Raw genomic sequence first — 12965 nt, forward strand, 5'->3', positions numbered from 1 at the left:
TCAAGATCGTTTCCGTCGCGCTAACGTGGCGGCGTGTTCAGGGTGAGTGGTGAAGCGCCGGAGGCGGTCTTCTCCGGGGGATCCGGTGCGGCGGAACGGACCCGCCGATTACGACCCGTCCCACCGCCACCCGCGCCCAGAGCACCCGCGATCGACCTCGCCGAGGCCGAGGAGTTCCTGCGGCTGTTCCACGCCGAGAACCGCGTCGAGGCCCCGATCCAGCAGCGGCTGGCGCGGATGCGCTACGAGGTCGAGACGACCGGCACCTACCGGCACACCCCCGACGAGCTCTCCTACGGCGCGAAGGTCGCCTGGCGCAACAGCGCCCGCTGCATCGGCCGGTTGTACTGGCGCAGCCTCAAGGTCCGCGACCTGCGCGACGTGCACACGGTCTCCGGGGTGGCCGCGCACTGCGTCGAGCACCTGCGGATGGCCACCAACGGCGGCAAGATCCGCCCGGTGATCAGCGTCTTCCCGCCGGAAACCCCGCAGCGGCCCGCGCCGCGGATCTGGAACGAGCAGCTCATCCGCTACGCCGGTTACCGCGACCAGGACGGCAAGGTGCTCGGCGACCCGCGCTACGCCCGGTTCACCGAGACCGTCACCGGTTTCGGCTGGCGGGCACCGGCCCGCCGCACGGGGTTCGATCCGCTGCCGCTGGTGGTGGAGACCCGCGAGGAGGGGGCGCACATGTTCGCGCTGCCCCCGGACGTGGTGCACGAGGTCCCGATGACCCATCCCGAGCTGCCGTGGTTCGCCGAGCTCGGGCTGCGCTGGCACGCGGTTCCGGTCATCAGCAACATGCGGCTGAGCATCGGCGGCGTCTCGTACCCGGCCGCGCCGTTCAACGGCTGGTACATGGGCACCGAGATCGGCGCCCGCAACTTCGCCGACACCGACCGCTACAACCTCGTCCCGGTCGTCGCCGAGCGCCTGGGCCTGGACACCTCGCGCGAGGACACCCTGTGGCGGGACCGCGCGCTGGTCGAGCTCAACCGCGCCGTCCTGCACTCCTACCAGCGGGCCGGCGTGACGATCACCGATCACCACACCGAATCGCACCGCTTCCTGACCCACCTGGAGAGGGAGGAGTCGGCGGGGCGCAAGTGCCCGGTCGACTGGTCGTGGATCGTCCCGCCGATGTCGGGCGCCCAGACCCCGGTCTTCCACCGCTACTACGACGAGGAAGCCCCGGGCCCGAACTACTACGCCGACGACGAGGCCACCCAACGCGCCCTCACCGGAGGCCCACCCCACTTCGCCTGAGCCGCCGGGTTTCAGCGCAGGTATGAAGGGTTCTTCATTGGCCTGCGCAGTTGCGACCGGAGTGGGTGACGCAGAACGGTGATCGCAGGGGCTCTGGGTTCATCTTGCTGACTGAGCGTTGTGGATTTGCAGTGAAATCACTTTCGTGCGGTGTGTAGCGAAAGTGGTTTTCCTGCAACAGAACATCGATCCGATTGATGCATGAAGCTCCGGTACAAGTTCCGCTCGTACCCGAATCCTGGTCAGCAGGCGCCGTTGGCCCGGAGGTTCAACAGCCGGAACACCCCGGTAGCAGGGACCCGGATTGCCGCGGTATTCGGTGGCCTGATCACGGCGGTAATCCGGGTCCACGAGTCGCGGCGCGGTCGGGTTGTCGGGGTGCGGTCGTAGGCTCCGGGGGTGCGGGCTGCTCGGTTGGTGTCGTTGTTGTGCTTGTTGCAGGTCCGGGGGTCGATGAACGGGCCTGAGCTGGCGCGCGAGCTGGAGGTCTCCGAGCGGACGGTGGCGCGCGACGTGCTGGCGCTGGCCGAGGCCGGGGTGCCGGTCTACGCCGAGCGCGGGCGCGGTGGCGGGTACCGGTTGCTCGGCGGCTACCGGTCGAAGCTCAACGGTCTGCACCGCGAGGAAGCCGAGGCGCTGTTCCTGTCCGGGGTGCCGGGAGCCGCGATCGACATGGGGCTGGGCGAGGCGGTCGAGGCCGCCCGCCTGAAGGCGGCCGCGGCGCTGGCGCCGCCGTTCCAGGACGCGCCGCAGCGGGTCGGGCAGCGGTTCCACCTCGACGCTCCCCGCTGGTTCCGGGAAGCCGAAACACCCGCCCTGCTGGCGGAAATCGGCCGCGCGGTGTGGCGCGACCTGCGGATCACCGTCGGCTACCAGCGCGGTGAACGCCTCGTCCGGCGCGAGCTCGAACCGCACGGTCTCGTCCTCAAGGCCGGTGTCTGGTACCTGGCCGCGCGCTGCGACGGGCGGTTCCGGACCTACCGGGTCGACCGGTTCCGCGAGGTCGACGAGGGGGAGGAGTTCGTCCGCGACGAGACCTTCGACCTCGCCGCGTTCTGGGACCGCACCGCCGAGGAGTTCTCCCGCTCGCTGCTCACCCTCGACGTCGAGGTCCGGCTCAGCCCCACCGGGCTCCGCCGGCTGCGCGGCACCGTCGACGGCCCGGCCGCTGCCGAAGCCGAGGCCGCCGCCGGAGAACCCGACGAGCACGGCTGGGTGCGCACCACGTTCCGGGCCGAATCGCTGCAGGTCGCGTTCTCCCAGATCCTCGCGCTCGGACCCGAAGCAGAGGTCCTGGCACCGGAACCGCTGCGCCAGGACCTCGCGAGCGCCGCCGAGCGCTTCGCCGCGCTCTACCGGTAGTCGGCCGCGTCTCCCTGCCCGCCGACCCACTCGACCTCCAGCGCGAACCGCCAGCAGTCCGGCTGCGAGCCGTCGGTGTCGGTGAATCCGTACTCCTTGGCCAGGAATCCGCTGGACAGCGACCGGGTGTTCCAGCGCGCCACGTCCGGGTCGTTCGCCAACGCCACCACCGCGCGGCCCACGAAGGCGGGGGATTCGGCGATAGCGAAACCCGGTGGGGCGATGGTGGACTCGCGCCAGTTCTCCTCGGTGACCCCGTAGTGCTCCAGCATCATCTCCGAGCGCAACCAGCCGGGCGTCAGCGAGACCGCGGTGCCGCCCAGCGGCGCCAGCTCCTCGCCCTGCGCGCGGGCCAGCCGGTGCAACGCCGTCTTGGCGACGTCGAAGAACGCGCCGCACTCGTTGCGGTAGAACCGCTCGTTCACCTCGGCCGTGCCGTCGGTGAGCTCCACGACCAGTCCGCCCGAGCGCCTGCTCAGCAGGGCGAGCGCGAAGTGGCTGGTGATCATGTGCGCCTCGATGCCGGTGCGCAGCCGTTGCAGGCCCTTGGTCAGGTCCTGCTCCCAGATCGGCTTGTTCCAGTCCATCAGGTGCTCACCGCCGAGGTCGTTGACCAGGACGTCCAGCCGCCCCTGCTCGGACTCCACGCGCCGCACAAGGTCCCGGACCTCGTCCGGGACGGTGTGGTCGACCCGGACCGCGATGCCCGTCCCGCCCGCGCGCGTGACCATCTCGGCGGTGTCCTCAATGGTCTCCGGGCGGTCGTAGTCCGAGCGCTGGGTCCGGGTCGTGCGCCCGGTGCAGTACACCGTCGCGCCCGCCGCGCCGAGCTCCACCGCGATCCCGCGTCCGGCTCCCCGCGTCGCCCCGGCGACCAACACGACCCTGTCTCGCAGATCCGCTGCCATGGCTTCCTTCCTGACGTCTCGTTCCCTGAGAACGGAGACGGTCGCAGCCAATCCAGACACCTGCAGTCCGGATTCCCCGGCGCTGTCCGCTGCGAAGAAGCCCGTTGTCGAATCTCGACTGCCTCAACCGGGTGAGCGGGTGGCCAGGTACGGTGTTCGTTGTGGTGATCACGTTCGCGGACGCGTTCATCGCAAGGGGAGGAACGAGAAACTGGGCTCGCTGCGGCAACGGGCGGACCCGCTGAGCTACACGGACGACGTCGGGCGGAAACGACGAGGTGCACAGCACAGAACTGCTGCTACCGAAACCGGCGTGGCTGCTGGACGCAAGGGTGCGATCGCGCCTACGGTCCGGACCGGGCACGGGGTCGGATGCACGTCGAATCCCGCGCCGACGACCAGGGGGAGCCGCATCGGCGGCACCGGCTCAGCGGCCGTCCCGGCGGTCGATGCAGAGAGCACACCAGCCACGATCAGGAAGGCGGATCCGATGACGCCCCCGCACAACTATCTCGCGGTGATCAAAGTCGTCGGCATCGGTGGCGGCGGCGTCAACGCCGTGAACCGCATGATCGAGGTCGGGCTCAAAGGTGTTGAGTTCATCGCGGTGAACACCGACGCGCAGGCCCTGCTGATGTCCGACGCCGACGTCAAGCTCGACATCGGGCGCGAGCTCACTCGCGGTCTCGGTGCCGGCGCGGCGCCGGAGGTCGGTCACAAGGCCGCCGAGGATCACGCCGAGGAGATCGAAGAGGTCCTCAAGGGCGCCGACATGGTGTTCGTGACCGCCGGTGAAGGCGGTGGCACCGGAACCGGTGGCGCCCCGGTGGTCGCCAACATCGCGCGCAAGCTCGGTGCGCTGACCATCGGTGTGGTCACCCGGCCGTTCTCCTTCGAGGGCAAGCGCCGCGCGTCCCAGGCCGAACAGGGCATCAAGGAGCTGCGCGACTGCTGCGACACCCTGATCGTCATCCCGAACGACCGGCTGCTGCAGCTCGGCGACATCGGCGTGAGCCTGATGGACGCCTTCCGCTCGGCCGACGAGGTGCTGCTCTCCGGTGTCCAGGGCATCACCGACCTGATCACCACGCCGGGTCTGATCAACCTCGACTTCGCCGACGTCAAGAGCGTCATGTCCGGAGCGGGCAGCGCCTTGATGGGCATCGGCTCGGCGAGGGGTGATGGCAGAGCCGTCGAAGCCGCGCAGAAGGCGATCAACTCGCCGCTGCTGGAGGCGTCGATGGAAGGCGCCCACGGAGTGCTGCTGGCCATAGCGGGCGGTTCGGATCTCGGTCTGTTCGAGATCAACGAGTCGGCGTCGCTGGTGCAGGAGTCCGCGCACCCCGAGGCCAACATCATCTTCGGTACGGTCATCGACGACTCGCTCGGCGACGAGGTCCGAGTCACCGTGATCGCCGCCGGGTTCGACTCCGGTACGCCGACGCACAAGAAGCTCGAACCGACGCGCGTCGGCGGTCGCAGCGAGGAGGCGGAGGCTCCCGCGCCGAGGACCGAGAAGCCCGCTGCGCCTGAGAGCACCGAGACCCAGCAGGCCCCGGCGCAGCCGAGCGCTCCGGCGCCCGCGCAGCCGGCACCGGCTCCGGCACCGGCTCAGCCGGTCCAGCAGTCGGCGCCCGCACCGGCTCCGGAGGCTCCGCAGACAGAGCAGCAGCCCCCGGCTCCGCAGCAGCCGACCACGCCGCAGCAGACCGGTTTTCAGCAGCAGAGCCAGCAGCAGAGCCCGCAGCAGAGCCCGCAGCCGCGGTCCTACGGCGGAGACGGTTCGACCACCGGGCAGCAGGGCGCGTCGGTGCCCGGCCGCCCCAGCAGCGGCTACCCGACGCACTCCACCGGCGCCTCGCGCCCCGGTGGGCTGCCGAACCGGGCCGTGCCGGTGGGTGACGACACCGACGACGACGTCGACATTCCGCCGTTCATGCGGCGCTGACGCATGAGCGAGAATCGACACCGGGGACCGCGGGTTCCCGGTGTCGATTTTTCTTTTCAGGAGGCTGGGCAAGTGCGGATTCGGCGCGTGACCACCACGCGGGAGGGCGGTAGCTCCAAGGCGCCGTTCGACTCCTTCAACCTCGGCGGCAGGGTCGGCGACGCGCCGGAGGCGCTCGCGGCCAACACGCGCAAGCTCGCGGAGGGAATCGGCCTGCCCGAGGACCACCTCGTGTGGATGGAGCAGATCCACGGCCGCACCGCGACCATCGTGGACGGCCCGCAGCCGGCGGCGGTGGAGGCCTCCGACGCGCTGGTGACGGCTCAGCCCGGGCTCGCGCTGGTCGCCCTGACCGCCGACTGCGTTCCGGTGCTGCTGGGCGACCCCGAGGCCGGGGTGATCTCCGCGGTGCACGCCGGGCGCGTGGGCGCGCGCGTGGGAGTCCTGCCCGCGGCGCTGAAGTCGATGCGCGAGGCCGGTGCCCGGCTCGACAGGGTGGAAGCGCTGATCGGGCCCGCGGCCTGCGGTGCCTGCTACGAGGTGCCGCCGGAGATGCAGGCCGACGTGGAGGAGCACCTGCCGGGCAGCGCCTGCAAGACCCGCAAGGGCACCACCGGGCTCGATCTGCGGGCGGGGTTGTTCGAGCAGCTCGCGCAGATCGGCATCGCCAAGATCGGCGTCGACCCGCGCTGCACCATGGAGACCCGGGAGCTGTTCAGCCACCGCCGCGACAACGGCAAGACCGGGCGCTTCGCCTCGGTGATCTGGATGGACGAGCAGTCGTGACGCCCGAAGAACGTCGCGCGGAGCTGGCCGAGTCGCTGGCGGAGGTCCGGGAGCGCTTGGCGGAGGCGTGCCGCGCCGCCGGTCGGTCTCCGGAAGAGGTCGAGCTGCTCGCTGTGACCAAAACCTTCCCCGCATCCGATGTGGCTCTTCTCTCCGATCTCGGGCTGTCGGCCTTCGCGGAGAACCGGGAGCAGGAGGCGCGCGGCAAGGTGGCGGAGTTCGCCGAGCTTCGGCCGCAGGCCCCGCGGCGCTGGCACATGGTCGGCCAGTTGCAGCGGAACAAGGCTCGCGCGGTGGCCCGCTGGGCGGACGTGGTCGAGTCGGTCGACAGCGAACGGCTCGCCGAAGCTCTCTCCCGCGCGACCGCCAACGCCCTCGAAACGGGCGAGCGGGAGCGCCCTTTGGACGTGTTGGTGCAGGTCAGCTTGGACGGAACCACTGGCAGGGGCGGCTGCGCGCCGGAGGACGTGCACCGACTCGCCGACATGATCACGCGAACGAGCGGTCTTCGGTTGCGAGGAGTGATGGCGGTGGCTCCGCTCGGTGGCGACGCTGCTGTGTCGTTCGACACACTTTTGTCGATCTCCGAGCGCTTGCGCATTGATCACCCCGAAGCTGTGGATGTGTCGGCGGGGATGTCCGGTGACCTGGAAAGTGCCGTTGCCCACGGCTCGACCAGGGTGCGTGTCGGAACCGCGCTGCTCGGTGGGCGGCGGTTAACCTCGCCGTAGCCGTCAAAAGGGGGTCGAAGGCCGGCCACCTCGTGCTCGGTGTCAGGGAGCCGCAGAGGAAGGGCATGCCGATGAGCGCTCTGCACAAGTTGAAGGCCTACTTCGGCATGGTCCCGGCCGACGAGGTGGACGAGTACGAGGACGAGATCGCCTACCGCGAGCGGTACGACGATGATCGTCCTGCGTACGACTCCCGTCCGACCTACGGCGACCGGGGCGCGTACGACGACGACCGGGCAGTGCCCCGGCGCAGGTCGGCGGGCACCCGCGGCGGATTCCAAGCCGACGCGGAGACCGAGTCCTACGCCGAGGAGTTCCGGGAGCCGCCGCGACCGCGGCGGCAGTGGGCGTCCGAGACGCCGTCGCGCAGCACTCTGCCCAACGATCAGCCGCGAAGTGACAGCGTTTCGCGTCTGCGGGCGGTGACCGACACGGGCACCCAGTTCAACTTGAGCAAGATCACAACTCTGCATCCGCGCAGCTACAGCGAAGCGCGGACCATCGGCGAGCAGTACCGAGACGGCACGCCGGTGATCATGAACCTGACCGAGATGGAGGAGGCCGACGCGAAGCGTCTGGTCGACTTCGCCGCAGGTCTGGCGTTCGCGATGCGGGGTTCGATCGAGAAGGTCACCAACCGGGTGTTCTTGCTCTCACCGCCGAACGTCGACGTCGCGGCGGAGGACAAGCGACGGCTAGCAGAGGGGGCCTTTTTCAACTACGGGTGAGTGGTGGCACAGTTGAAGGTGTGAACCCGGTGCAGATCGTCCTGTTCTACGTTCTGTTCTTCTTCTGGCTCCTGCTCACGGCGCGTATCGTGGTGGAACTCGTGAGAGTGTTCGCCCGCGATTGGCGACCCGTTGGGGGGGTTGCAATCGCGTTGGAGAGCATCTACACAGTGACCGACCCACCCGTAAAGTTGGTGCGTCGGGTGATTCCGACAGTCCGGATCGGCGGCGTCGGACTGGACCTATCGATTATGGTGCTGCTGCTGGTCGTGTTCATACTGATGCGACTGGTGCAACCGGCCGGGTGACGGGGAACCCGACCGACCCGCAGCTGCCGAAGGAGTGCGTGAGGTGATCTTGTGGGCCTGACCCCCGCCGACGTGCATAACGTCGCGTTCAGCAAACCTCCGATCGGCAAGCGGGGCTACAACGAGGACGAGGTGGATGCATTCCTCGACCTGGTTGAAGCCGAGCTTGCCCGGCTGGTTGAGGAGAACAACGACCTGCGTGGCCAGGTGGAGCAGCTGGAGTCCCAGCTGCAGTCGGCCCAGGTCGACCTGGACGACGCCCGTAGCCAGGCTGCGTCCGCTGCTGCCTCGACCCCAGCCGCCCCACCGGAGGAACCGCGCCGGCTCACCCCGGTCCCGGCGCCGACCGCTGCCGAGCAGACCTCTCCGGGCGGTGATCACCACGTGCAGGCCGCCAAGGTTCTGGGCCTCGCGCAGGAGATGGCCGACCGGCTGACCGGTGAGGCCAAGGCCGAGGCCGACGGCATGTTGTCCGAGGCCCGGACGAAGTCGGAGCAGCTGCTGTCGGAGGCTCGTTCGAAGTCCGACAGCATGGTCAACGAATCTCGGACCCGAGCCGAGACGATGCTCAACGACGCCCGAACCCGGGCGGAAACGCTTGAGCGGCAGGCGCGCGACAAGGCCGCCAGCCTGGAACGCGATGCGCAGCGCAAGCACGCTGAGGTGATGGGCAACATCACCAACGAGAAGAACGCCCTCGAGAAGAAGATCGAGACTCTCCGCACGTTCGAGCGCGAGTACCGCACTCGACTGCAGACCTACCTGGAGTCTCAGCTTCGCGAACTGCAGGACCGAGGCTCTGCCGCGCCAGCGGAGAGCAGCAGCAGCGGAAGCCGTTCCGGTCAGCAGGCCACCAGCTACAGCTTCGGGGCCAGGGCGGCCGAAGCGGGCTGATTCCCCGTTCAAGACTTGGCACACCGGCGGTGATGGGTCATGGCCCGTCACCGCCGGTGTCTGTCGAGAGGGGAACGGCGAGAGACGGGAAAGCTAGTGCTGCTGGTCGTTCTGCTGCTGGTCCTGGTGGCCGCCGCGACGTTGGTGGCGGCCGTGCTCGGCGGAGGCTCCGGCCTCGCGTGGATCTCGGTCCTGGCCAGCGCCCTCGGGGCGGCGCTGCTGATCGCCGACCGGATCAGGATCCGCCGGAAGGGCAGGAAGACCACCCGGGCCCGGCCGTTGGGCTCGGAGCCGGGTGAGGAACGCAGCAACGCGGCCGAGGCGGCCGATCCGGACGCCGAGGTCGTGGTGGTCGACGAACGTCCGCGCTACCACGTGCGGACCTGCGAGTGGCTCGGTGAAGCGGAGACGCTGCCGCTGGAGCTCGGGGAGGCTCGGGAGCTCGGCTTCACGCCGTGCGCCCGGTGCGCGCCCAACGCGACGATCGCGGCGGAGTCCGGCCGGAGCCGGTGAAAACAACTGGCGAGATCCCGGTACTCTGTGAAGACCAGGCGTTGATCCGGCCATCACCGGGGAGCCTCCGGAAGAACGGGCGCCCGCGGGCGCCTCAGTAGAACCGGACGGGTCCGGCCCGTCACAGCCGGCAATCGAGTGGCCGTCGGCGTTCGCGCCATCGGCAAGCGGGGTGGTACCGCGGTGCCCGGTGAGTCCGGGACGTCGTCCCCGTCCTCCAGGGCGGCAACGACACATTGCGAGGAGCAGCTCCGCGATGGCATACCCCAAGGTTTCCTTCGGCGCGTCCGACGAGCGCGGCGTGGCGGCCCAGCCCGCGTTCCCGGCGATCGAACGCCAGGTGCTGGACTTCTGGGCCGACGACAAGACCTTCCGCGCCTCCATCGACGCGCGCGAGGCGGGCCACAACGGCTCCAACGAGTACGTCTTCTACGACGGCCCGCCGTTCGCCAACGGCCTGCCGCACTACGGCCACCTGCTCACCGGCTACGTCAAGGACGCGGTTCCGCGCTACCAGACGATGCGCGGCAGGCGGGTCGAGCGCCGGTTCGGCTGGGACACCCACGGCCTGCCCGCCGAGGTCGAGGCGGAGAAGCAGCTCGGCATCACCTCGAAGGCCGAGATCGACAACATGGGCATCGCCGCGTTCAACGAGGCGTGCAAGACCTCGGTGCTGCGCTACACCGCGGACTGGGAGGACTACGTCACCCGCCAGGCGCGCTGGGTGGACTTCGAGAACGACTACAAGACGCTCGACCTGGACTACATGGAAAGCGTCATGTGGGCGTTCAAGACCCTGTGGGACAAGGGTCTGGTCTACGAGGGGTACCGGGTCCTCTGGTACTGCTGGCGCTGCGAGACGCCGCTGTCCAACACCGAGACCCGCATGGACGACGGCTACCGGCCGCGCCAGGACCCCGCGGTGACGGTGGGCCTGCGCCTGACCGCGCCGGGGAAGGACCTCGACGGCGCGCTCGCGCTGGTGTGGACGACGACGCCGTGGACCCTGCCGTCCAACCTGGCCGCCGCCGTGCACCCCGACGTGGACTACGCGCTGGTCGCGCCCGCCGAGAGCACCGAGCGCTACCTGCTCGCCGAAGCCCGCCTGTCGGCCTACGCCCGCGAGCTCGGCGAGGACGTCGCCGACCGCGTGGTGGCCCGGTACAAGGGTTCCGACCTGCTGGGCACCCGCTACGAGCCGCCGTTCGACTTCTTCGCCGGCCGGGAGAACGCCCACCAGGTGCTGGCCGCCGACTACGTCACCACCGACGACGGCACCGGGATCGTGCACATCGCACCGGCTTTCGGTGAGGACGACAAGCTCGTCACCGACGCCGCCGACATCGTGCCGGTGGTGCCGGTCGACTCGCACGGCAAGTTCACCGCCGAGGTGCCGCCGTACGAGGGCGTGCAGGTCTTCGACGCCAACAAGCACATCGCCCGCGACCTCAAGGAACGCGGACTGCTGCTGCGCCACGAGACCTACGATCACCAGTACCCGCACTGCTGGCGCTGCGACAACGCGCTGATCCAGCGGGCGGTGTCGTCCTGGTTCGTGGCCGTGAGCCAGTTCAAGGACCGGATGGTCGAGCTCAACAAGCAGATCAACTGGGTTCCCTCGCACATCCGGGACGGCCAGTTCGGCAAGTGGCTGGAGAACGCCCGCGACTGGAACATCTCCCGCAACCGGTACTGGGGTTCACCGATCCCGGTGTGGGTCTCCGACGACCCCGAGCACCCGCGCACCGACGTCTACGGTTCGTTGGACGAGCTCGAACGCGACTTCGGGGTGCGTCCGGCGAACCTGCACCGCCCGGAGATCGACGAGCTGACCCGGCCCAACCCGGACGACCCGACCGGCAAGTCGACGATGCGCCGGGTTCCGGAGGTGCTGGACTGCTGGTTCGAGTCGGGCTCGATGCCGTTCGCGCAGGTCCACTACCCGATGGAGAACGCCGAGTGGTTCGAGCACCACTTCCCGGGTGACTTCATCGTCGAGTACCACGGGCAGACCCGCGGCTGGTTCTACACGCTGCACGTGCTGGCCACGGCGCTGTTCGACCGGCCGGCGTTCAGCAACGTGGTGGCGCACGGCATCGTGCTGGGCCACGACGGGCTGAAGATGTCGAAGTCCAAGAAGAACTACCCGGACGTCAACGAGGTCTTCGACCGCGACGGTTCCGACGCGATGCGCTGGTTCCTGATGTCGAGCCCGATCCTGCGCGGCGGCGACCTGGTCGTCACCGAGCGGGGCATCCGGGACGCGGTGCGCCAGGCGGTGCTGCCGCTGTGGAACTCCTGGTACTTCCTCGCGCTCTACGCCAACGCGGAGGGCGTCAGCGGGGAGTTCCGCACCGACAGCCAGCACGTGCTCGACCGCTACGTGCTGGCCAAGACCCACGAGCTGGTCGGCGACGTGCAGTCCTCGATGGACTCGCTGGACCTGGCGACCGCGACCGCGAACGTGCGGGAGTTCCTGGAGGTGCTGACCAACTGGTACGTGCGCCGCTCCCGGGACCGGTTCTGGGCGGGCGACAAGGACGCGATCGACACGCTGCACACCGTGCTGGAGGTGACCTGCCGGGTGGTGGCCCCGCTGCTGCCGCTCACCGCCGAGGCGGTGTGGCGCGGGCTCACCGGTGGCCGCTCGGTGCACCTGACCGACTGGCCGCTCGTCGACGAGCTGCCCGCCGATGCCGCGCTGGTGTCGGCGATGGACCAGGTGCGGCAGGTGTGCTCCTCGGCGCTGGCCCTGCGCAAGTCCAACAAGCTGCGGGTCCGGCTGCCGCTGGCCAAGCTGGTGGTGGCCACGCCGGAGGCCGAGGCGCTGCGCCCGTTCGCCGACCTGATCAGCGACGAGGTCAACGTCAAGGGTCTGGAGCTGAGCACCGACGTGGCCGCGCACGGTCACTTCGAGATCGCGGTCAACGCCCGCGCGGCCGGTCCGCGCCTGGGCAAGGACGTGCAGACCGTGATCAAGGCCGTCAAGGCCGGTGATTGGCAGCACCGCGGGTCCGCAGTGGTCGCCGCGGGCATCGAGCTGCAGGAGGGCGAGTTCACCGAGCGGCTGGTCTCGACCGACTCCGGTGCCGCGGCGGCGCTGCCGGGCGGTGACGGGCTGGTCGTGCTCGACACCGACGTCACGCCGGAGCTGGCGGCCGAGGGCCTGGCCCGCGACGTCGTCCGGGTGATCCAGAACGCCCGCAAGGACGCCGGTTTCGAGGTCTCGGACCGCATCACGGTCGTCGTCGAGGCCCCGGCCGAGGTGGTCGAGGCGGTCGAGGCTCACCGCGAGTTCATCGCGGGCGAGACCCTGGCCGACGCGGTCAACCCCGGCGACGCGGCCGAGGCCGCCACCGGCACCGTCGGCGACGGTGTGGAGGTCAAGGTCGCGGTCTCCCGCGTCTGACCCCGCTTTCGCGCGTCGAGGCCCCGGGAGTCCGCTCCCGGGGCCTCGTTCGCACGCCGTGCCCACCAAGTGGGACGGCGTTGTCGTCGAGCGCGGCGAGGCGCTAGCCTTC

Annotated in this window: 11 protein-coding genes; 10 read left to right on the top strand and 1 reads right to left on the bottom strand. The window is 69.7% G+C overall.

The window, feature by feature from the left end; all coding sequences use genetic code 11:
• Positions 1 to 33 precede the first annotated feature (33 nt).
• Entirely contained in the window at positions 34 to 1266 is a 1233-nt protein-coding gene (locus AB0J91_RS16545; protein WP_363869244.1) for a nitric oxide synthase oxygenase, read from the top strand.
• A gap of 417 nt (positions 1267 to 1683) precedes the next feature.
• Positions 1684 to 2628 carry a transcriptional regulator gene (locus tag AB0J91_RS16550; protein WP_363869431.1) on the top strand — a complete coding sequence of 315 codons (945 nt, stop codon included), beginning with the start codon at positions 1684 to 1686 and terminating at the stop codon, positions 2626 to 2628.
• Here the strand turns inward: AB0J91_RS16550 and AB0J91_RS16555 are convergent.
• On the bottom strand, positions 2619 to 3536 hold the full coding sequence (locus AB0J91_RS16555) for an SDR family oxidoreductase (protein WP_363869247.1): 918 nt from the start codon (positions 3534 to 3536) through the stop codon (positions 2619 to 2621). The genes AB0J91_RS16550 and AB0J91_RS16555 overlap by 10 nt on opposite strands.
• 490 nt (positions 3537 to 4026) lie before the next feature.
• On the opposite strand from AB0J91_RS16555, the gene ftsZ reads away from it, so the two are divergent.
• The 8 genes from ftsZ to ileS all read left to right on the top strand — a co-directional run bounded on the left by ftsZ (position 4027) and on the right by ileS (position 12853).
• Positions 4027 to 5484, top strand: a complete 1458-nt coding sequence (ftsZ, locus tag AB0J91_RS16560; RefSeq protein WP_363869250.1) for a cell division protein FtsZ — start codon at positions 4027 to 4029, stop codon at positions 5482 to 5484.
• Positions 5485 to 5556: 72 nt separating this feature from the next.
• Complete coding sequence (gene pgeF, locus AB0J91_RS16565; protein WP_363869253.1) at positions 5557 to 6270, top strand: peptidoglycan editing factor PgeF; 714 nt, start codon at positions 5557 to 5559, stop codon at positions 6268 to 6270.
• The gene (locus AB0J91_RS16570) at positions 6267 to 7001 is read left to right on the top strand and encodes a YggS family pyridoxal phosphate-dependent enzyme (protein ID WP_363789164.1); all 735 of its coding nucleotides are present in this window, start codon (positions 6267 to 6269) and stop codon (positions 6999 to 7001) included. The genes pgeF and AB0J91_RS16570 overlap by 4 nt, the downstream gene beginning before the upstream one ends.
• A gap of 71 nt (positions 7002 to 7072) precedes the next feature.
• Positions 7073 to 7729 (top strand): cell division protein SepF, encoded by a 657-nt coding sequence (gene sepF, locus AB0J91_RS16575; RefSeq protein WP_363789165.1) that lies wholly within the window; start codon positions 7073 to 7075, stop codon positions 7727 to 7729.
• 20 nt (positions 7730 to 7749) lie between these two features.
• On the top strand, positions 7750 to 8037 hold the full coding sequence (locus tag AB0J91_RS16580; protein ID WP_093413156.1) for a YggT family protein: 288 nt from the start codon (positions 7750 to 7752) through the stop codon (positions 8035 to 8037).
• 51 nt (positions 8038 to 8088) lie between these two features.
• On the top strand, positions 8089 to 8931 hold the full coding sequence (locus AB0J91_RS16585) for a DivIVA domain-containing protein (RefSeq protein WP_132675130.1): 843 nt from the start codon (positions 8089 to 8091) through the stop codon (positions 8929 to 8931).
• Positions 8932 to 9027: 96 nt separating this feature from the next.
• Positions 9028 to 9444: a hypothetical protein gene (locus tag AB0J91_RS16590; protein ID WP_363869256.1), complete on the top strand. Its 417-nt coding sequence runs from the start codon at positions 9028 to 9030 to the stop codon at positions 9442 to 9444.
• A gap of 256 nt (positions 9445 to 9700) precedes the next feature.
• Positions 9701 to 12853: an isoleucine--tRNA ligase gene (gene ileS / locus AB0J91_RS16595; protein WP_363869259.1), complete on the top strand. Its 3153-nt coding sequence runs from the start codon at positions 9701 to 9703 to the stop codon at positions 12851 to 12853.
• Positions 12854 to 12965: the final 112 nt, after the last annotated feature.

It is taken from the genome of Saccharopolyspora sp. NPDC049357 (genome assembly GCF_040677225.1).
Classification (GTDB): domain Bacteria; phylum Actinomycetota; class Actinomycetes; order Mycobacteriales; family Pseudonocardiaceae; genus Saccharopolyspora.

Coding starts and splice junctions, on each gene's coding strand:
- sepF (WP_363789165.1), top strand. CDS start 7,073: ATGAGCGCTCTGCACAAGTTGAAGGCCTACTTCGGCATGGTCCCGGCC.
- ileS (WP_363869259.1), top strand. CDS start 9,701: ATGGCATACCCCAAGGTTTCCTTCGGCGCGTCCGACGAGCGCGGCGTG.
- AB0J91_RS16555 (WP_363869247.1), bottom strand. CDS start 3,536: ATGGCAGCGGATCTGCGAGACAGGGTCGTGTTGGTCGCCGGGGCGACG.
- ftsZ (WP_363869250.1), top strand. CDS start 4,027: ATGACGCCCCCGCACAACTATCTCGCGGTGATCAAAGTCGTCGGCATC.